The organism is Streptomyces sp. NPDC002054 (genome assembly GCF_040296685.1).
GTDB lineage: Bacteria > Actinomycetota > Actinomycetes > Streptomycetales > Streptomycetaceae > Streptomyces.
On record NZ_JBEOXT010000046.1, the window covers coordinates 1 to 19,818 of the forward strand.

Sequence of the window (19,818 nt, forward strand, 5' to 3'; positions counted from 1 at the left end):
ACGCATGCGGTGCCGTCGGGGTTCACGGGCACGGTTGTGTTGAGGCCGGCTCCGGTGAAGGTGACGGTTCCGGTGGGGGTGCCGCTGCCGGGTGCTACTGCGGTGACCGTGGCGCACACGGTGACGCTCTGGCCGCATACGGAGGGGTTGGGGTTGACGGACACGGTGGTGGTGCTGGCTGCCTGGTTGACGGTCACCGGTGCGGTGCCGGTCGATGAGGAGAAGCAGGAGTCCCCGTTGTAGACGGCGGTGACCGTGCCGCTGGCGAGGCTGGTGGTGGTGGCGCATGCGGTGCCGTCGAGGCCCACTGGCACCGTTTGGTTCAGTCCGCCGGGGCCGGTGAAGGTGACGGTTCCGGTGGGGGTGCCGCTGCCGGGTGCCACTGCGGTGACGGTGGCGCACACGGTGACGCTCTGGCCGCACGTCGAGGGGTTGGGGCTCACGGACACGGTGGTGTTGCTGGCCGCCTGGTTGACGGTCACCGGTGCGGTCCCGGTCGATTCCGTGAAGCAGGAGTCGCCGTTGTAGGTGGCCGTGACCGTGCCGCTGGTGAGGCTGCTGGTGGTCAGGCATACCGGGCCTTCGGGGTCCAGCGGCAGTGTCACGTTGAGTCCGCCGGGGCCGGTGAAGGTGACGGTTCCGGTGGGGGTGCCGTTGCTGGGTGCCAGTGCGGTGACGGTGGCGCACACGGTGACGCTCTGGCCGCATACCGAGGGGTTGGGGTTCACCGACACGGACGTGGTGCTGGCTGCCTGGTTGACGGTCACCGGTGCGGTGCCGGTCGACGAGGTGAAGCATCCGTCGCCGTTGTAGACGGCTGTGACCGTGCCGGTTTCCAGGCTGGTGGTGGTGAAGCATGCCGTGCCGTCGGGGTCCACTGGCACCGTCGTGTTCAGCCCGGCCCCGGTGAAGGTGACGCTTCCGGTGGGCGTGCCGCTGCCGGGTGCCACAGCGGTGACGGTGGCGCACACGGTCACGGACTCGCCGCACACCGAGGGGTTGGGGTTCACGGCCACGGTGGTGGTGCTGGCTGCCTGGTTGACGGTCACCAGCGCGGTGCCCGTCGATGAGGAGAGGCAGCTGTCGCCGTTGTAGACGGCCGTGACCGTGCCGGTTTCCAGGCTGGTGGTGGTGACGCATGCGGTGCCGTCGGGGTTCACTGGCACCGTTGTGTTGAGCCCGGCTCCGGTGAAGGTGACGGTTCCGGTGGGGGTGCCGCTGCCGGGTGCGACTGCGGTGACGGTGGCGCACACGGTGACGGTCTGGCCGCATACCGAGGGGTTGGGGTTCACCGACACCGACGTGGTGCTGGCCGCCTGGTTGACTGTCACATCGACGGTCCCGGTCGAGCCGGCGAAACACGTGTCCCCGCCGTAGGTGACCGTGACCATGCCGGTCTCCAGCACGGTCGTGGTGACGCATGCCTTGCCGAAGGAGTCCAGCGGCACCGTCTCGTTCAGTCCGCCGGGGCCGGTGAACGTGACGGTTCCGGTGGCGGTGCCGCTGCCAGGTGCCACTGCGACGACCGCGGCGCACACGGTCACGGACTCGCCGCACACCGAGGGGTTGGGGTCCACCCCCACGAACACCGTGCTCGACGCCTGGTTGACCGTCACGTCGAAGGTCCCGGTCGATTCCGCGAAGCAGGAGTCGCCGTTGTAGACGGCCGTGACCGTGCCGCTGGTGAGGCTGCTGGTGTTCAGGCATGCCGTGCCGTCGGGGTCCAGGGTCACGGTTTCGTTCAGTCCGCCGGGGCCGGTGAAGGTGACGGTTCCGGTGGGGGTGCCGCTGCCGGGTGCCACCGCGGTGACCGCGGCGCACACGGTCACGGTCTGGCCGCACACCGAGGGGTTGGGGTCGGCCGACACCGACACACTGCTGGCCGCCTGGTTGACCGTCACATCCAGTGAGCCGGTCGACGGCAGGAAGCAGGTGTCACCGCTGTAGGTGACGGTGACCGTGCCGGTTCCCAGCGCGGTTGCGAGGAAGCACACCGTGCCCTCGGGGCCCAGTGGCACCGTTTCGTTCAGTCCGCCGGGGCCGGTGAAGGTGACGGTTCCGGTGGGGGTGCCGCTGCCGGGCGCCAGTGCGGTGACCGCGGCGCACACGGTCACGGACTCGCCGCATACCGAGGGGTTGGGGTCCACCGACACTGACACCGTGCTCGACGCCTGGCCGACGGTCACGTCCGCGGTGCCGGTCGATGACAGGAAGCAGTCGTCTCCGGTGTAGGTGGCGGTGACCGTTCCGGTTTGCAGGCTGCTGGTGGTGACGCATGCTGTGCCGTCGGGTTCCAGTCCCACCGCTACGTTCAGTTCGCCGGGGCCGGTGAAGGTGACGGTTCCGGTGGGGGTGCCGCTGCCGGGTGCCAGTGCGGTGACGGTGGCGCACAGGGTGACGGTCTGGCCGCATACCGAGGGGTTGGGGTTCACCGACACCGACACCGCACTGTTTGCCGGGGTGACCGCCACATCCGCGGTGCCCGTCGACGGCAGGAAGCAGCCGTCGCCGTTGTAGACGGCCGTGACCGTGCCGGTTTCCAGGCTGGTGGTGGTGACGCACGCCGTGCCGTCGGGTTCCAGTGGCACCGTCGTGTTCAGCCCGGCCCCGGTGAAGGTGACGCTTCCGGTGGGCGTGCCGCTGCCGGGTCCCGCTGTGAAGACCGCGGCGCACACACTCACGGTCTGGCCGCATACCGAGGGGTTGGGGTCCACGGACACGGTGGTGGTGCTGGCCACCTGGTTGACGGTCACCGGCGCGGTGCGCGACGACCGCCGGAAGCATTCGTCGCCGCTGTAGACGGCGAAAACCGTGCCGGTTTGCAGCACGGTTGTGGTGATGCATGCCGTGCCGTCGGGGCCCAGTGGCGCCGTTTGGTTCAGTCCGCCGGGGCCGGTGAAGGTGACGGTTCCGGTGGGGGTGCCGCTGCTGGGTGCCACTGCGGTGACCGTGGTGCACAGGGTCACATCCTGGCCGCATACCGAGGGGTTGGGGTTCACCAACAGCGGCGACATCGTGCTGAGCGCCCGGTTGACCGTCACGTTGATGGTCCCGGTCGAGCCGGCGAAGCAGGCGTCCCCGCTGTAGGTGACCGTGACTGTGCCGGTTTCCAGCGTGTCTGTGATGAGGCATACCGTGCCGTCGGGGCCCAATGGCGCCGTCACGTTCAGTCCGCCGGGGCCGGTGAAGGTGACGGTTCCGGTGGGGATGCCGCTGGCTGGCCCCACCGCGGTGACATCGGCGCACACGGTCACGGTCTGGCCGCATACCGAGAACAGGGGGCTCGCCGACACCGCCACCGTGCTCGACGCCTGGTTGACCGTCACGTCCGCGGTGCCGGTCGACGACAGGAAGCAGGTGTCCCCGTTGTAGGTGACGGTGACTGCGCCGGTTTCCAGCACGGTTGTGATGACGCAGGCCTCGCCGATGGGGTCCAGTGTCACGGTCTCGTTCAGTCCGCCGGGGCCGGTGAAGGTGACGGTTCCGGTGGGGATGCCGCTGCCGGGTGACACTGCGATGACCTGGGCGCACACGGTGACGGTCTGGCCGCATACCGAGGGGTTGGGGTCCACCGACACCAGCACCGCGCTCGACGCCTGGCTGACCGTCACATCGAAGGTCCCGGTCCCGATGGCGTAGCACTCGTCGCCGCTGTAGGTGACGGTGACCGTGCCGGATTCCAACGTGGTCGTGGTGACGCAGGCCATGCCGCTCGCGTCCAGCGGCAGCGTCACGTCGAGCCCGCCGGGGCCGGTGAAGGTCACCGAGCCCGACGGGGTGCCGACGCCCGAGGAGACCGGCGTCACGGTGGCACAGAGCGTCGCGGCCTGGCCGCACACCGACGGGTTGGGGTCCGCCGAGACCGCGACCGAGACGGGCGCATGCTCGATGACGAGGAGCGTCAGGGGGGAGTTCGACCCGTCGAAGCTCGCGTCGCCGGTGTAGAAGGCGGCTGCCTGGTGGAAGCCGACGTCCAGGTTGCTGATGCTGACCTGTGCCTGCCCGCTCGCGTCCACGGGGGCGTTCAGCACCGGGCCGTCGTCGCTGACGATGAAGGACACGAACCCGGTGGGGGTTCCCGCGCCCGGCGGAACGGGGGTGACCTGGGCGGTGAAGGTCACCGTGTCGCCGCAGAAGGCGGGGTTGGGGTCGAAGGCCAGCGTGGTGGTGGTCTCCGCGAGGGTGACCTCCTGGGTGTCTGCCCCCGGGGACGGGTCGTACTCTGCGTCGCCCGAGTAGTTGGCCTCCACTGCGTGGAGACCGACCTCCAGACCGCTGGTCGTGTACTGTGCCTGGCCGCTCATGTCGAGCGACACCGTCGCGACGGACACGCTGTCGACGAGGAACTCGACGGTGCCGGTCGGGGTGGGGCCGCCGGGGGTTTCCGGCTGGACGGTGGCGGTGAAGGTGACCGCCTGGCCGAAGACGGATGGATCCGGTGCCGAGGTCACGGTGGTGATCGAACTGGCCATGGTATGGCTCCCTTTCGGATGACCCACGAAAGCAGGAGATTTCCTTCACCCGTATGGCCTAGTTCGGAACGTACGCGGAAGAACTGGTGCGGAGTTCCGGAAGGAGCCCTTGGTCCACGCGGAGTCGGGGCGCATCACCTGCTGATATCAGTAGTAGGCATTCCGAGTGGGGTGTTGGGCTAGACAGGTGAACGGAATACCACTCGTTCGGCTCAGCGCACCCGGGCGCGTGACAGGCGCATAATCCAGAATCGCGCGGCGCCGTGGTGCGCTCTTCCGAGAGGGAAAAATTTCCCTTTCCGCCGTCTTCCAGGGTGTTGCAATCTGGCGTGCCGGGGAGTATTCGCGCTCCCGGGACAGTCTGGTGGGCTCACGCGCGAAAGAAAGGATTCTCCACCGAGATGAACTGCGGGTATTCCTTCGCGGTATCCGCAATTTTCGGGGGTGTCACAGAACGCCGCAGCCACCTCGGCGCACCGGCTGTCCGGTACGTCGAGGGGCTGTCGGTGGGGGTATCACCTTTCCGGCGTCCGCCGGAGTGGGGGCGGGTGCTGGCAGGGGGCTTACGGGCGGACCGCTGTGATGGAACCGCCCCCACCTGCCCTCCTGTTGGCGGCGTCGGCCTCCTGCCGCGTGGGGTAGTCGCGCGTGACCCCGTTGGGGAGGGTCAGCCGGTAGACGAGTGTGGCCCGGCCGGCGCGTCCGCAGTTGCATGCCATGGTCTTCCTCCTTCTGTTCGGCCGCTCCGGCGGCCGGCCAAGGGGAAGGGCCGGGGGAACACCGAGGCAGGTCCGAGTCCCCGGCTCGTTCCCTTTACCTTTTATCCCCGCGCATCGCACGCTGACACTCACCACCATATAGTCATACTTATATGCGGCGGCGATATGGAAGATTCTCCCAATGTGGCTGTCAGTCAAGCCAGTTGGCGGCCAGGCCGGTGAGGTAGGAAAGGGTGAGTGCCATGGCGCCCGCCTGGAACCACGTTTCCCCGCCGACCCAGTGGGCGAGCGCGGTCACGGCGCCGGCAACCCAGATGCTGACGCACCATCCGCAGGTCATCAGGTAGGCCGGATGGGATTCTTCGCCGAAACGGTCGGCTACCCGGGAGCGAAAGCCCGCGGCGAGGGTGTCCTTGGTGATGAATCGTGTGACGCGACAGACTGTGCCGAGCGACAGGAAGAAGATCAGCGCACTCATGGAGTTCATCGTAGGGTTTCCGCTCCCCGCCCCTCTCGTGTTTCCTCGAATCCGATAGAAGGGCCGAAACGCCGGGGAATGCCGGGAACGCCGGGGTTTTTGACGGGCCGGGAAATGGGCGCCCCGCGGGGACGGCATCGCGGGGCGGCGCCGCCTGGTCACGGGTCCACCCGCGCTGCCGTTACCCGCGCCAGATCTTCTCGTACCCCGCCCGGTATCCGACCGGGTCCCAGGACGTGGCCCCGGCGCTGTTCTCGGCCGTGGCGATGTGGACCGGGGCGACGTAGCCGCTGGCCGGGCGGCCGGCGAAGGCGCGGTTGAACTCGTCGACGATCTGCCAGCCCTGCTGGGAGAGCGGCTCGGGGACGGTGGCCGACTGGAACCGGCGGCTGTTGATGCGCTGGAAGGCGGAGGGATCGCCGTCCCCCGCACCGATGTTGAAGGGCGGCCCGGCGCCCGGCTTCCCGGCGGCGCGCAGGGCCGGGGCGGCATCGGCGAAGTAGAGGTCGTTGATGGCGACGGAGTACGTCCAGTCGTCCCCGAAACGGGACAGCAGGGAAGAGACCTCCTGGGGGGTGCGCTGACTCGCGTCCGGGATCGGGATGTTCTGGTACGCCAGGAGCTTCACGCTGGCGCAGGTGGCGAGTCCGCGCTTGATCAGCTCGGCCTTGTTCCTGGCGAACGGGATCGAGTCGTCGGTGAAGAGGACCACTCCGGCGGCGCCCTCCGACCGGGCGATGACCCAGTCCGCACTGATCCGCGCCACGTCCTCCACGTTCGTGGTGACGTTGGTGAAGAGGCGGGGGTTCGTGCTGGGGCCGGGGGCGGGGACCGCGTGCCAGCCGATCAGCGGAATGCCCGCCGCCTGGGCCCGCGCCACCTGCCGCGAGGTGAGCTGTGGGTCGAAACCGCCGATGACGATCCCCGAGGGCTTGAGGGTGACGGCCTGGCTGAGGGCCGCCTGGATGCCGGCCGGGGTGCCCTCGCCGTCGATCACCCGGACGTTCCAGCCGATGGTCTTCGCCGCTTCCCGGAGGCCCTTCGCGACGCCGGCGACACCGGGGTTGGTCATGGTCTGCGCCACGTAGACGATGCTCTTGGCGGGGACCGCCGCGGGGCCGGTGGTGGGGCCGTCCCAGGACATATCGGTGTTCTGGGCGCGCTGTACGGCCGCCTTCGCCTTCGCCAGGGCGTCCGGACAGCCGGCGGCCGACGCCCCGGTGCCGTTCGACGGGCCACCCCCGCAGCCGGTGACGACGGTGACGGCTGCTGCCGCCGCCAGCAGGGCCGCGGCGGCGCGTACGGTCTTTCGGGTCCTGCGGTTCGGGTACACGGTGCTCCTGACGTGACGCTGGTGGCCGCTGCGCATTGCGTTAGGGGCTGCCCGTGCGCAGGCGGCGCCTGGACGTGTAGCCGGCCAGGCCGACCGCGACGAGCAGAGTGGCGCCGTTGAACAGCGGTGTCGCCCAGAACTGGGCGCCGAGCTGGCCGATGCCGGCCAGGCCCACGGCCAAGACGGCCACGGCCACCAGGGTGCCCAGGGCGTTGGCGCGGCCCGGTCTGACGGTGGTGGAGCCGAGCAGGGCCCCGACGAAGGCGGGCAGCAGGTAGTCCAGGCCCACGCTCGGGTTGCCGGTCTGCTGCTGTGCGGCGAGCAGGACCCCGGCGAAGCCGACGACCAGGCCCGATCCGGCGAAGGCGTAGACGATGTACCGGTGGGTGGGGATGCCGATGATGTCGGCGGTCCGGGGGCTGGAGCCGATCACGTACAGGTGGCGGCCGAGCGGCAGCCGTTCCAGCACCAGCCAGAGGGCGAGGGCGACAGCGAGGACGTAGAAGGCGGGCAGCGGCAGGCCTAGGAACCGGGAGTCGTACAGGCCGGTGAAGGCGGCCGGAAGGCCGTCCGGACCGGGGACGATCCTGCTTCCGTCGGTGATCCAGCCGGAGACGGCGTACATCATGCTGCCGGTGCCGAGGGTGGCGATGAAGGAGTCGATCCGGGCGAACTCGACGAGGACACCGTTCAGGGCGCCCGCCACCGCCCCTCCCACGACGACCACGAGGCAGGCCCACGGCCAGGGCCAGCCCCCGTTGACGATGAGCTGCATCACCAGGACGTGGGCCAGGCCGAGACCGTAACCGAGGGACAGGTCGAACTTGCGGGTGACGATGGGGATCGTGGCGCCGAGCGCGAGCAGGGCGGGGATCGACTGGTTGAAGAGGATCGAGGAGACGTTGTCCCGGGTGGGGAAGGTGTCCGGCAGGGCGACGGAGAAGACCAGGAAGAGCAGGACGGTGAGGGCCGTCAGGCCGTAGGTGCCGAGGAAGTGTCCGCGCAGGTGACTTAGCAGGTGACCCGGCCGGGATCGCGGCGAGGAGGAGGGGGGCATCAGCTCGTCGGGGGTCCGGTGATCGCGGGCATGGCAGAGGCGGTGCGGGTGAGCTCCGTGACCGTCAGGGCCGGAGGCGCCAGCTCGGCCGCCACCGCCCCGCGGACGAACACCAGCGCGCGGTCACAGATGTCGGCGACCTCCTCGAAATCGGTGGAGATGAGCAGGACGGCCAGGCCGGCGGCCACCGCCTCGTCGAGCAGGTCGTGGATGGCGGCCTTGGCGCCGACGTCCACACTGGCGGTCGGCTCCTCCAGGATCAGCAGGCGCAGCGGCAGCGGGAACCAGCGGCCGACCACCACCTTCTGCTGGTTGCCGCCGGATAGCGTGGCCATCGGGACCTCGCTGTTGCGGGGGTGTACGTGGAACCGCTCGATCAGGGCGGTGGCCTCGGCGCGTTCGCGCCGGGGACCGATCGGGCGCCAGGCCGGCACACCGGCCGCCCGGAGGTTGGCCAGGAAGTTCTCCCGCACCGTCAGATCGGCTGCGCTGCCCTCCTCCTGGCGGTTGCCGGCCACGAATCCGACACCGGAGGCGACGGCTGCGGCCACCGTGCGCGGGTGGTACGGGCGGCCGTCCAGCAGGGCCCGCCCGCCGAGCAGGGGCTGCGCGCCGGCAAGGGCGCGGCCCAGGTGCCGGTGGCCGGCGCCGGTCAGCCCCACCATGCCGAGGATCTCGCCGGTGCGCAGGTCCAGGCTGACCGGTCCGGTGCCGCTGGTGGTCACGCCGTCCAGGCTCAGGACGGGCGCGCCGGCGCCGGCGGTTGCCGCGCGGGGCACGGCGCGGCGGACGCCGGGGTGGGCCGGTTCGGGGCCGACGATGTCGCGTACCAGACGGGCAGGGCTGTACGGGGCGAGCGGACCCCGGCTGACGAGGCGGCCGTCGCGCAGGACCGCGAAGCGGTCGGCGACCTGGTACACCTCGTCGAGCCGGTGGCTGACGTAGAGGATGCCGTGCCCGCGGTCGCGCAGGGTGTGCAGGACGTCGAAGAGCCGGGCGCAGTCCGCCGCGGGGAGGGCGGCGGTGGGCTCGTCGAGGACGAAGAGCTCGGCCCGGCGGGCCAGGGCGCGGGCGATGGCGACCAGGGAGCGCTCGGCGGGGACGAGGTCGGCGACGCGGGTGTCGGCGTCCAGGTGTCCCGCGACGGTCCGCAGGGCCTCGGCGCACTGCTCCCGGGTCTGCCGCCAGGAGATCAGTCCGCGGCGGCGGGGATAGCCGGTGCCCAGGGCGATGTTCTCGGCGACCGTCATCCACCCGACGAGGCCGAGGTCCTGGTGGATGAAGGACATGCGCCGGGCGGCGGCGTGGGAGCCGAGCGGGTGCCCGGCCACCGACACCTCGCCCGCGTCGGCGTGGTGGACCCCGGCGAGCACCTTGATGAGGGTGGACTTCCCGGCACCGTTGGGGCCGAGCAGGGCGAGGACGCTGCCACCGGGAACGTCCAGGTCGACGGAGTCCAGCGCGACGGTGCCGCCGAACCGCTTGCCGAGACCGCGGATGCGGACCAGTGGTTCGCCACCGGGGCGGGAGGGCATGCTGGGGATGCTACTGGGCGTCACCATGATATGTCCGACATGTCAGCGCCCGCTGTGGCTCCAATGGGCGAGTCTGCCGCTGCCGGGTCACGCTGCGTCCAGGGCGCACTCGGCCCAGATCACCTTGCCGGTGCTGGTGTAGCGGGTGCCCCAGGCCTGCGAGAGCTGTGCGACGAGGAAGAGGCCGCGTCCGCCCTCGTCCGTCGTGGCCGCCCGCCGCAGGTGCGGGGCGGTGCTGCTGCCGTCGGAGACCTCGCAGATCAGGGTGCGGTCGCGGATGAGGCGTACCTGGATGGGCTCGCCGCCGTAGCGGACCGCGTTGGTGACCAGTTCGCTGAGCATCAGTTCGGCGGCGAACGCGAGCTCGTCCAGACCCCACTCGGCCAGGCGGCGGGTGGCGGCGGCGCGGATGTCGCCGACGAGGGCCGGATCGGCGGGCAGGTCCCAGCTGGCGATCCGGTCGGCGGGCAGGGCGCGGGTGCGGGCGACGAGGAGGGCGATGTCGTCGGCGGGGTGGGCGGGTGCCACGGCGTCGAGGACCGCTTCGCAGGTGTCCTCGGGAGTCCGGTCCGCGTCGGCCAGGACCTGGCGGAGCCGGTCGAGGGCGAGGTCGATGTCGCGGTGGCGGTCGTCGATGAGCCCGTCGGTGTAGAGGACCAGCCGGCTTCCTTCGGGCAGCTCGATTTCGGCCACCTCGAAGGGCAGGCCGCCCAGGCCGAGCGGGGGTCCGGCGGGCAGGTCCGGGAAGGTCACGGTGTGGTCGGGGTGGACGACCGCGGGCGGGGGGTGGCCGGCCCGGGCCATGGTGCACAGCCGCGAGGTGGGGTCGTAGATGGCGTACAGGCAGGTGGCGCCGACGATTCCGGTGCTGCCGGCGATGGCGTTCTCGTCGCCCTCCTCCCGGTCCAGGCGTACCAGGAGGTTGTCCAGGTGGGTGAGGAGTTCGTCGGGGGCGAGTTCCAGTTCGGCGAAGTTGCGGGCGGCGGTGCGCAGCCGGCCCATGGTGGCGGCGGCGTGCAGACCGTGTCCGACGACATCGCCCACGAGGAGGGCGACGCGGGTTCCGGCGAGCGGGATGACGTCGAACCAGTCGCCGCCCACTCCGGATTCGGCGGGCAGGTAGCGGTGGGCGACCTCGACGGCGTCCTGCTCGGGGAGGCCGCGCGGCAGCAGGCTGCGCTGGAGGGCAAGGGCCAGGGTGTGTTCGTGGGTGTAGCGGCGGGCGTTGTCGATGCAGAGGGCGGCGCGGGCGGCGAGCTCCTGGGCCAGCGAGCGGTCGTCGTCGCCGAAGGGGGCGGGATCCTCCGAGCGGTAGAAGGCGACGATGCCCAGCAGGACGCCGCGGGCGAGCAGGGGGACGGTGATCAGGGAGTGCACCCCCTGGGCGAAGATCCGCTCGGCGTGCCCGGGGTCCTGGGCGATCCAGCCGGCCGCGGACCTCAGCTCGGGTTCCAGGATCGCCTGCCCGTCGGCCAGGCACCGCATGTGCGGGGTGCCGGGACTGAGGTCCACCCGCCCGGCCGGGTAGAAGGGGCAGTCCTCGCGGATCCCGTGGACCACCGTGCGGTGCAGCTCGGCCGTGGGGTCGACGGACTCCTCGCCGCGCAGCACGGCCTCGGGCAGGTCGATGGTGACGTAGTCGGCCAGCCGCGGGACCGCCATCTCGGCGAGCTCCCGGGCGGTCCGGGCGACGTCCAGGGTGGTGCCGATACGGGTGCTCGCCTCGGCCAGCAGCTCCAGGCGGCGCCGCGCGGCGACGGCGAACTTCCCCACTTCCGGCTCGCCCACCAGCACCAGCCCCCGGGGGGCGGGGGGTGCCTCGGGAGGGTGGTCCGGGCCGTGCGGCCGGTGGCCGGCATGGGGCGTCGTGAGGGGGAGGTGGTGCTGCGACGGGTCGCCGGGCAGGACGGCCTCGACGACCACCCCCGCCACCCCGGAACGACTCGTGACCGGATGGCTCAGGAGCGTGACCTCCCGGCCGTGCGGCAGGGACACCTCGACGGCGGCGGGCAGGGCCGCGCCGATCAGTTCGGTGGCCTTCTCCTTGAGGATCAGCTGCTCGCGCTGGTCCAGCGGGAACCCGGCCGACTCGGCCAGGTCGACCAGCTGCCCGTTTCCCTCGCTGCTCCCGGTCCGGGCGCGGAGCCGCGCATCGAGGTACGTCCACAGCAGGTCGCGCTCGCGCTCCGAGTTCTGCTCCATCAGCCGCCGCTCGATGGTCGCGGCTGCCCGGCGGACCAGGACGGGCAGTGCCGGGTCCTCGTAGCTGCGCGGATAGCCGAAGCAGAGGACCCCCTCGATGTGTCCGCTGAGCTGGTTGCGGATGGGGATCGCCGAGCAGGCGTTCGACTGGGAGCGTTCGGCGAAGTGCTCGGCGCCGAAGACCTGGCAGAGCTGCCGGTCGGCCAGGGCGAGACCGATGCCGTTGGTTCCGGCGACCCGCTCGGCGAAGACGAACCCGGGGACGGTCTGGATCGGGGGCAGGGTCCGGGCCAGGGAGGGTTCGCCGAAGCGGCGCTGCAGCACCGTGCCGTTCCCGTCGGCGAGCGAGACGTTCATCTTGCTGCCCGCGAACCGGGACTGGAGCCGGTCGAGCACCGGTTCGGCCGCGCGGACGAGGCGGCTGTCCGGATCGAAGTCGTCGGTGTAGGGGAGCTCGGTCTGGTCCGGTGAGAGCCCCAGCAGCCGGCTGCGCTGCCACGAGGCCAGGATCGGATCCCGCACGCCGCCTTCGACCGACTCGCCCAACAGGAAGCGCTCACGGGAGCGTGCGGGGCCGGCCTGTTCTCCCGTGACCCCCATCTGCATCACTTCCCGATACCGGTGTACGCCTTTCGAGCGGAGCATTTTTGAGTATATTCCTCCCGGTTTACTCGCGGTTCGTCTCAGAGGATCGCGACCGGATTGACGGGCGAGCCCGTCCCGCCGGGCACGTTCAGCGGAGTCACGACGATCATGAACTCGTAACGCTCCGCCTCGGCGCAGGCAGCGGAGAGTGCCTCCAGCTCCAGGTTGTCCAGCAGGGGCACCCCCATGGCGGTGATCGCCAAGGCGTGCACGGGGGAGTGCAGGCCCTCGACCGGCGAGGGGCGTACGTCGCTGTCCCCGTCCCCGCCGAGCAGCGCGAGACCCCGCTCGGCCAGCAGCGGCACGGCGTCCACATGGAAGCCCGCGCTCGCCGTGCCGGGGTCCCACGGGCCCAGCTCCCGGCGCCGGCGGAAGCGCCCGGTGCGCAGCAGTACGGCGCAGCCCTCGTCCACCGTCACCGCGAGCGCCCGCTCCGCGGCGATCACGTCCGCCGCGTGCACCGCGCACCCCGGCTCCAGCCAGTCCACACCGAGGACGGCGGGCAGGTCGAGGAGGACGCCCTTGGCGACCAGGGGGCCCAGCGCCTGCACCGACCCGAAGCGGGCGCCGCCGGCGTCGACGGCTTCCCGGGCCGCCCGGCCCTCGTAGAGCTGCCCCCGGTAGGCGATGTGGGACAGCGCATCGAGATGGCTCACGGCCTTGCCGTGGTAGTCGACGGCGATGAAGTCCTTGTGGGCGGCCGGTTCCGGGGGCTCCACATCGCCGAGGTCGGACATGTAGTGCAGGGCGGGCCGGTCGTTGTCCGGCCCGGGCCGCGTGTTCCAGGGCAGGCCGAGGGCCACCGTCGTGCCGGTCCGGACCAGCGCGGCAGCCCGCTGGACGTGGTCCGGTGTGACCCGGTTCCAGGCTCCGCGGTCGGCCGCGGCCCAGCGGCCCCACGTACGTACCCTCTCGAAGAGGGCGTCGAATTCCCGACGGGAGACTGCGGGCCCGTTGGCCGGCCCGTTCGCCGCCCCGCCGGCCGTGCCGTTGTCCATGGGGAGGCGACTGCCCGCCGGCCGCGGAGCGCACGCCTGCGGGGGACGACGAGTGGGCGCAACGAGGCGCAAAGGGGCAGGCTGGACCCATGCGGTCGCTCTTCCGCCCGTCCCCCCGACCTGGAGAGGGCGGCCCTCGCCGGGTCCTCTACGCCCTCGCGGAGTGTCTGCCCTTCGCGATCGCACTGCTGGTGGTCGTCATCGAACTCACCCCGGCGCATTTTCTGTACACGGGCCCGCTCCTCACCGCGACCCCGGCCCTGGCCGCCGTGACCCTGGGGCCCGTCGGCACGCTCGCGGCAGCGGGGCTGGCCGTGGGCGTGAGCGTGACCACCGCCACCTACAACCAGGCGTGGGGCACCCAGCAGGTCTACGGCAACTTCCTGGCCCTGTTCCTGGTGTCGACGGCGAGCTTTATGACCAGCAGAGCCGTGCGCACCCGCCGGGAGAACGAGCTGAGGCAGGTCCGCCGGATCGCCGTGGCCGCGCAGGAGGTCCTGCTGCGGCCCGTGCCGGCCCGGCTGGGGCCCGTGCGTGCCGCCAGCATGTATCTGGCGGCCGAGACGGGGGCGCAGATCGGAGGCGATCTGTACGAGGCCGTGCAGACCCGGTACGGGGTCCGGATGATCGTCGGGGACGTCCGGGGGAAGGGGCTGCCCGCCGTCCGGGCGGTCGCCGTCATCCTGGGCGCCTTCCGGGAGGCCGTGCACTACGAGGACGACCTGGTGGAGGTCATCAACCACTGCGGGGAGGCCCTGCGGCGCGATGCCGCCGTGCCCGGGGCCTTCGACGCGGAAGCGCTCATGGAGGGTTTCGTCACCGCGCTGGTGGCCCAGGTGCCGGACGGCCGCGTGGTCGAGGTGGTCAACCGGGGCCATCCGCCCCCACTGCTGCTGCACCACGGCAAGGTCCGTGCCCTGACGCCCAGCTCCCCGGTGCCGCCCCTCGGCATGGACGAGCTCCTCAACGGCCCGCCCGGCACGACCGACAGCTATCCGTTCGTCCCTGGAGACCGGCTCCTGCTGATCACCGACGGCGTGATCGAGGCCCGCAACCGGAACAACGACTTCTTCGCGCTGCCCGAGGCCATGGAGGCGATGCACGACAGCACCCCGAGGGAGTTCCTGGACCGGATGCACCGGGAACTGCTCGACCACACCCACGGCCGGCTGGCCGACGACGTGGCGATGCTCCTCGTCGACCGGGTCGATGCCGGGCCCCCGCCGTGGCCGAATTCGGACGATCATGGGGGCGGCGGCTCCTAGAGTCGTACACATGACTGACACACACGGGCAAAGCGGTGAACCGACCGGTGGCCGCGGGCAGTTGAGGCGCGGTCTGCTCAAGGCGGCGGTGGCCGGGGCCGGGGCCGTCGCCGCGGTGGGGGCCGGGGCCTCCGTGGCGCAGGCGGACGGGCAGCGGCGCGGCGCCACCCCCACCTTCGTACTCGTGCACGGCTCGGGCAGCAATTCCTACGCCTGGTCGCCGCTGGTCGGGGAACTGGGCCTGCGGGGGTACCGCGCGGTCGCGGTCGATCTGCCCGGGCACGGGGCCGGCGCCTACCTCCCGCACTCCTATCAGGCACCACAGGATCTCGAACGCCTGCGCACCGAGCCCTCGCCCATCGCGGGGGTGACACTCGGGGACTGCGCCGAGCACGTGGCCGAGGTCGTGCGGCGCGCGCACCGCAACGGCCCGGTCGTGCTGGTCGGCCAGAGCCTGGGCGGGGCCACGGTCAACGCGGTCGCCAACCTGGTGCCGGAGCTGCTCGCGCACCTGGTGTACGTCTCCGCCTTCTGCCCCACCCGGCACCCCTCGGTGATGCAGCTGATGACGACCCCCGAGGCCGCCACCAGCATCCTGTTCACCCTCCCTGCCGTCCGGACGGCACCGGAGCTCGGAGTGAGCCGGGTCAACTGGCGCTCCGGCGATCCCGCCTTCTTCGCGGCGGCCAAGGATGCGCTGGCCGCCGACCGGCCGGACGCCGAGGTGTGGGCGCTGCTGAACATCCTGGAGCCCGACGAGTCCGCGGCGATCTCGATGGCCGATGCCCGCGGGCTGCCGGAGCGCTGGGGCCGGGTGCCGCGCACCTACGTGCGGTTCTCCGCGGACCGGGCGATTCCGCCGGCCCTGCAGGACCTGATGATCCGTGCGGCGGACGAGACGACCCCGCACAACCGTTTCCGCGTACGGTCGCTCCAGGCGCCGCACATCGGTCCGCGCGATCCCGCCGTGCTGGCGGACGAGCTCGGGCGCGTCGCCCGTCTGTGCCGCTGATGTGACGTGCAGAAGCCCGGTGCCGGTGGTCCCGGCACCGGGCTTCTTGCCCTCGGCTTCGGTCAGAACCGGACCGCCTGCTCTCCCGTGGCGGCGGTCGGTACCCGTACCTGTAGCCGGTCAGTCACCTGACTTGACGGAGGCCAAGGGGCGCGATGCTGCGGCGGCGGGCGCGGTGGCCTGCCGGGCCGCACGCGGTGTGCTGAACCGGCGCATCAGGGGCTGTTCCAGCCAGACGAACATGGCGTGGGACAGCGCCAGCGACACCGCGAACACGCCCAGGACGGCTGCTGCCCCGACGATGGGCGCCGGCTGGTACTCGGCGATGACCCATCGGTAGAAGTAGGCCACGACCAGGCCGTGCACCATGTAGAAGGCGAACGAGATGTCGCCGAGCCAGGTCATCACCCGTCCGCGGAACGGTGAGGCGGAGCCCTTCACGTCGGCGGACGCCGCGGCGGCGATCAGCGGCATGAGCCAGATGGCGGCCACGCCCGCAACGCCGAACAGGTAGGGAAGCTGCAGGTTGACCGCGTAGCCGGCGGCGGCGATCAGGAAGGCGGGCAGCAGGCCGATGCGGGGCCAGGCGCCGGCCATGACCAGCCGGGCGACCACCATGCCGAGGACGAACTCCAGGGCCCGGACCGGCGGGAAGAGGTAGACGAACCACATCTGCTCGTACGAGAGGGAACCGTCGGCGAAATAGGGCAGGGCGACCCCGCCGATCGCGGCCTCGCTCACCGCGGGCACGGCCAGGATCAGGGCGACGAGCACCCCGCCGACGGCCCACAGGCGGCGCACCGGCACCCGGTTGATCACGCGGAACAGCAGCGGGAAGCTCAGGTAGAAGAACAACTCGCAGGAGAGCGACCAGCTGACCTGGTTCATCGACCTGGAGATCTCGAGGTCGGGGGTCCAGGACTGCACGAGGAAGAGGTTGGCGACTATCCCCTTGGCCGTGAACACGTCGGCCGCGAACAGCATCAGGACGGCGGCGAGGGCCATGGTGGCCAGGTGGTTGGGGTAGATCTTCACCAGCCGGCGCCGCCAGGTACTGGTCGCCCGGTCATCGGCACGCGCCGACCAGGTCAGCACGAAGCCGCTCAGGACGAAGAAGAAACTCACCCCGTAGAAGCCGGAACGAGCGAATACGTCCTGGAGCGTTTTACCGGCCGAGCCGCTGATGTAGGTGTTCTGGTATGTCACATGGAGCGCGAAAACCATGAGAGCGGCGATGAAACGTAAGCCGGTCAATGATGGCAGGCGGGATTGCATGACGGGCATCCTCCGTTTTGTGCGGGATTGACTTTGCGAAGCTATCCGGGAATTCGCCGGATTCGTAGCTTCCGCAAGATATTGCGCAAAGTCCGTGAAAGTCCGCGGAGGATTCGGGGGGCCGGGGCGGCGCCTCGGGCCGGCCGGGTGAGGCGCCGCCCCGCGCTCACCGGCGGGTGAGCAGCGGCAGGGTCCTGGCGCCCGTCATGTGGTCGGCCTGCATGAAGGTCGGCGGCGTCGCGGGGTCCGTGCGCAGCACCGGGAACCGGTCGAGGAGGATGTCCAGGACGATCCGGCCCTCCATCCGGGCCAGCGGCGCCCCGAGGCAGTGGTGGATACCGCGGCCGAAGCCGAGGTGCGAGTGGGATGCGCGCGACGGGTCGAACACCTCGGGGCGCTCGAACTGCCGCGGGTCGCGGTTGGCCGCCGAGAGCCAGACGTAGATCATCTGACCCGACGGGATCCGCCGGCCCCCGAGCTCCACCTCGGTGGTGGTGGCGCGCAGGGCGAGCGAGAACGGGGTGAGGAACCGCAGCGTTTCCTCGAGGACGCCCGGAATCCGCGAGCGGTCGGCGCGCACCAGCGCGTCCTCCTCGGGGTGGGCGTCGAGGAGGAGCGCGGCATTGCCGATCAGCAGCGTGGTGGTGATGTGCCCGGCGACCAGCAGGATGTAGGCGAAGTTCACCACCTCGCGCTCGCTGAGCCGCTCTCCGTCGACCCGGGCCTCGACGAGTTTCGTCAGCAGGTCCTCGCGCGGGTGCTTGCGGCGTTCGATCACGTGCCCGCGCAGGTATTCGCGGAGCTTCGCGATGCTGTCCATCTGCTCCTTGTAGGCGCGCTCCTGCTCCTCGCTGGACACGGCCTTCAGGAGCTCGATGGAGGTCTCCATCATCCGCTCCGCCCAGCCCCGGAAGAGGTCCCGGTCGGAGGCCGGCACGCCGAGCAGCTCGGCGATGACAATGACGGGCAGCGGGTAGGCGAGGTCGCCGACCAGCTCGATCCGGTCCTGTCCCTGCACCTTGTCGAGCAGCTCATGGGTGAGCTTGGCGATCTTCGGTTCGAGGTCGGCGACCACTTTCGGGGTGAAGGCGCTGCTGACCAGATTGCGCAGCTTCCGGTGGTCCGGCGGGTCCATCTGGAGGATGTTCCCCTCCATTATCTCCGGGTCGACTTCGACGGCCAGGAGCTCCGCGGTTCCGGACGAGAATGTCTTCGGGTTTGCGAGGATCTTCTGTACCTCGTCGAATCCGTAGACGTTCCATGTCGAGGTCTGCTCGTCGAACACGACGGGATTCTCGGGCTGCTTGCCGCGAAGCCAGAAGTGGTGGGGATGGATGCTCCACTGGTCGAAGAGGGTGGTCATCGGGAATTTCCTTTCGTACGAGCAGCGCAAGATTGATCGAAGTCGTACGAGACGGTAACTCCCGCGCACGTCTGGCAGTAAGGGCTAAAGGCCGCGTACGTGTCCCGTCGGCAGGACGGGCGGTCTGCGAGGACACGTAAGACTTTCGTCATGTCGATGCCCCTGGTAATGGGGGTGCCCAGCGGCTTGAATCAAGTGGCACGGAAGAACGGCCCGGACGAACGGCCCGGACGAGAGGATCTTGTGGTGGCACGGAGTGGAAGGCGGCGCTGGGCGCTGCCGTTGACCGGCGCGCTGATCGTGGGGGCGCTGCTGCTGGGTGCCGGTCTGTACTGGTTCGAGCCCTGGAAGCTGTGGCAGGACGAAACGGTCAAGGAGACCCTTCCTGTTTCAGCGCCCGCTGCGGGTGCGCCTGCCGCGGGTGCGCCTGCCGATCCGCAGACGGTCGCCCAGGGCAACTTGATCAGCCACGAGCACTCCACCACGGGCACGGCGAAGGTCGTCCGGCTGCCCGACGGCTCGCGCACCCTGCGGCTGGAGAACCTCGTCACCAGCAACGGCCCGGATCTGCGGGTCTGGCTGACCGATGCCCCGGTGAAGGAGGGCGTGGCCGGCTGGCGCGTGTTCGACGACGGCAAGTACGTCAGCCTGGGCAAGCTCAAGGGAAACAAGGGCGACCAGAACTACGCGATCCCGGCGGACCTGAAGCTGGACGACTACACCAGCGTCACCATCTGGTGCGACCGCTTCGACGTCTCCTTCGGTGCCGCGGAGCTCGGCCGGGCCTGAGGCCCGGTGCTCAGAGGCCCGGTGTCCAGCGGCCCGGTGACCGCCTGAGGGGCAGGCGGTTCAGGTGAGGTGGCGCAGCAGGACCACGCCGTTGCCGAAGGTGTGGGTGCCGGCCGTGCGCAGCAGGGTGCGGGTGTCCGCGGCCGGGAAGAGCCGCTTGCCGGCACCGAGCAGCACCGGATGGACGTAGAGCCGGTACTCGTCGATCAGGCCGTGCCGCATGAAGGAGGCCGCCAGATCGGCGCCGCCGAGGGCCAGGTCGCCGCCGGGGGCCGCCTTGAGCGCCTCGATCTCCGCCGGGTCCACCCGGCGGACCACCGTGGTGTTCCAGGCGGTGTGCTCGGCCGGTTCCAGGGTCCGGGAGAACACGTACTTCGGCATGTCCCGCCAGATCGCCGCGAACTCCGCGGTCGGGCCGCTCGCGGCCGGGTCCTCGTCGGCGGTCGGCCAGTACGCCGCCATCAGCTCGTGGGTGACCCGGCCGGTGAGGAAGGCCCCCATCGGGGCCAGCTGTTCGTTGAAGTGGGTGTGCAGTTCGTCGTCGACCAGGTGCCAGTCGAGCTCACGGCCGGGTCCCTCGATGAAACCGTCGAGGGACACCGACACCGGCAGGATGATCCGTCCCATGGTGGACGAGCATAGGCGCGGACGGGCCGACGGTCGGGGACCCGGCGC

14 protein-coding genes are annotated in these 19,818 nt (G+C 70.8%); 3 read left to right on the forward strand and 11 right to left on the reverse strand.

Annotation, left to right across the window (positions count from 1 at the left end; translation table 11 throughout):
- The 8 genes from ABT123_RS32250 to ABT123_RS32285 form a co-directional block, all read right to left on the reverse strand.
- On the reverse strand, positions 1-4,472 hold a 4,472-nt coding region (locus ABT123_RS32250), incomplete at its 3' end, for a beta strand repeat-containing protein (protein ID WP_351321191.1).
- 563 nt (positions 4,473-5,035) lie between these two features.
- Positions 5,036-5,191 carry a DUF7196 family protein gene (locus ABT123_RS32255; protein WP_351321193.1) on the reverse strand — a complete coding sequence of 52 codons (156 nt, stop codon included), beginning with the start codon at positions 5,189-5,191 and terminating at the stop codon, positions 5,036-5,038.
- A 190-nt stretch (positions 5,192-5,381) separates the two neighbouring features.
- Complete coding sequence (locus ABT123_RS32260; protein WP_351321195.1) at positions 5,382-5,669, reverse strand: hypothetical protein; 288 nt, start codon at positions 5,667-5,669, stop codon at positions 5,382-5,384.
- A 181-nt stretch (positions 5,670-5,850) separates the two neighbouring features.
- Positions 5,851-7,002: a substrate-binding domain-containing protein gene (locus ABT123_RS32265; protein WP_502971115.1), complete on the reverse strand. Its 1,152-nt coding sequence runs from the start codon at positions 7,000-7,002 to the stop codon at positions 5,851-5,853.
- Between the two features lie 40 nt (positions 7,003-7,042).
- Positions 7,043-8,059 (reverse strand): ABC transporter permease, encoded by a 1,017-nt coding sequence (locus tag ABT123_RS32270; protein ID WP_351321197.1) that lies wholly within the window; start codon positions 8,057-8,059, stop codon positions 7,043-7,045.
- Positions 8,059-9,594, reverse strand: coding sequence for a sugar ABC transporter ATP-binding protein (locus ABT123_RS32275; RefSeq protein ID WP_351321199.1), 1,536 nt, complete (start codon positions 9,592-9,594; stop codon positions 8,059-8,061). Before ABT123_RS32275 ends, ABT123_RS32270 begins: the two co-directional genes overlap by 1 nt.
- A gap of 87 nt (positions 9,595-9,681) precedes the next feature.
- Positions 9,682-12,396 carry a SpoIIE family protein phosphatase gene (locus tag ABT123_RS32280; RefSeq protein WP_351321201.1) on the reverse strand — a complete coding sequence of 905 codons (2,715 nt, stop codon included), beginning with the start codon at positions 12,394-12,396 and terminating at the stop codon, positions 9,682-9,684.
- Positions 12,397-12,479: 83 nt separating this feature from the next.
- Positions 12,480-13,439, reverse strand: coding sequence for a cyclase family protein (locus tag ABT123_RS32285; protein WP_351321203.1), 960 nt, complete (start codon positions 13,437-13,439; stop codon positions 12,480-12,482).
- Between the two features lie 89 nt (positions 13,440-13,528).
- On the opposite strand from ABT123_RS32285, the gene ABT123_RS32290 reads away from it, so the two are divergent.
- Together ABT123_RS32290 and ABT123_RS32295 are read left to right on the forward strand one after the other, a co-directional pair.
- Positions 13,529-14,704 carry a PP2C family protein-serine/threonine phosphatase gene (locus tag ABT123_RS32290; RefSeq protein ID WP_351321205.1) on the forward strand — a complete coding sequence of 392 codons (1,176 nt, stop codon included), beginning with the start codon at positions 13,529-13,531 and terminating at the stop codon, positions 14,702-14,704.
- Positions 14,705-14,714: 10 nt separating this feature from the next.
- A complete protein-coding gene (locus ABT123_RS32295; protein WP_351321207.1) occupies positions 14,715-15,716 on the forward strand; it encodes an alpha/beta fold hydrolase in 1,002 nt (333 codons plus the stop codon).
- A gap of 120 nt (positions 15,717-15,836) precedes the next feature.
- Here the strand turns inward: ABT123_RS32295 and ABT123_RS32300 are convergent, their stop codons facing one another.
- Together ABT123_RS32300 and ABT123_RS32305 are read right to left on the reverse strand one after the other, a co-directional pair.
- Entirely contained in the window at positions 15,837-17,000 is a 1,164-nt protein-coding gene (locus ABT123_RS32300) for an acyltransferase family protein (protein ID WP_351321209.1), read from the reverse strand.
- Between the two features lie 157 nt (positions 17,001-17,157).
- Positions 17,158-18,354, reverse strand: coding sequence for a cytochrome P450 (locus ABT123_RS32305; RefSeq protein WP_351321211.1), 1,197 nt, complete (start codon positions 18,352-18,354; stop codon positions 17,158-17,160).
- Between the two features lie 246 nt (positions 18,355-18,600).
- Between ABT123_RS32305 and ABT123_RS32310 the strand changes: the two genes are divergently transcribed.
- Positions 18,601-19,143 (forward strand): DM13 domain-containing protein, encoded by a 543-nt coding sequence (locus ABT123_RS32310; protein ID WP_502971118.1) that lies wholly within the window; start codon positions 18,601-18,603, stop codon positions 19,141-19,143.
- Between the two features lie 60 nt (positions 19,144-19,203).
- On the opposite strand, the gene ABT123_RS32315 is transcribed toward ABT123_RS32310, so the two are convergent.
- Positions 19,204-19,770, reverse strand: coding sequence for a dihydrofolate reductase family protein (locus ABT123_RS32315; RefSeq protein WP_351321213.1), 567 nt, complete (start codon positions 19,768-19,770; stop codon positions 19,204-19,206).
- Positions 19,771-19,818: the final 48 nt, after the last annotated feature.

Bases quoted from the DNA above. Each gene is read 5' to 3' on its own strand.
- ABT123_RS32255 (WP_351321193.1), bottom strand. From the start codon at position 5,191: ATGGCATGCAACTGCGGACGCGCCGGCCGGGCCACACTCGTCTACCGG.
- ABT123_RS32260 (WP_351321195.1), bottom strand. From the start codon at position 5,669: ATGAGTGCGCTGATCTTCTTCCTGTCGCTCGGCACAGTCTGTCGCGTC.
- ABT123_RS32270 (WP_351321197.1), bottom strand. From the start codon at position 8,059: ATGCCCCCCTCCTCCTCGCCGCGATCCCGGCCGGGTCACCTGCTAAGT.
- ABT123_RS32275 (WP_351321199.1), bottom strand. From the start codon at position 9,594: ATGCCCTCCCGCCCCGGTGGCGAACCACTGGTCCGCATCCGCGGTCTC.
- ABT123_RS32280 (WP_351321201.1), bottom strand. From the start codon at position 12,396: ATGGGGGTCACGGGAGAACAGGCCGGCCCCGCACGCTCCCGTGAGCGC.
- ABT123_RS32285 (WP_351321203.1), bottom strand. From the start codon at position 13,439: ATGGACAACGGCACGGCCGGCGGGGCGGCGAACGGGCCGGCCAACGGG.
- ABT123_RS32290 (WP_351321205.1), top strand. From the start codon at position 13,529: ATGCGGTCGCTCTTCCGCCCGTCCCCCCGACCTGGAGAGGGCGGCCCT.
- ABT123_RS32295 (WP_351321207.1), top strand. From the start codon at position 14,715: ATGACTGACACACACGGGCAAAGCGGTGAACCGACCGGTGGCCGCGGG.
- ABT123_RS32300 (WP_351321209.1), bottom strand. From the start codon at position 17,000: ATGCCCGTCATGCAATCCCGCCTGCCATCATTGACCGGCTTACGTTTC.
- ABT123_RS32305 (WP_351321211.1), bottom strand. From the start codon at position 18,354: ATGACCACCCTCTTCGACCAGTGGAGCATCCATCCCCACCACTTCTGG.
- ABT123_RS32315 (WP_351321213.1), bottom strand. From the start codon at position 19,770: ATGGGACGGATCATCCTGCCGGTGTCGGTGTCCCTCGACGGTTTCATC.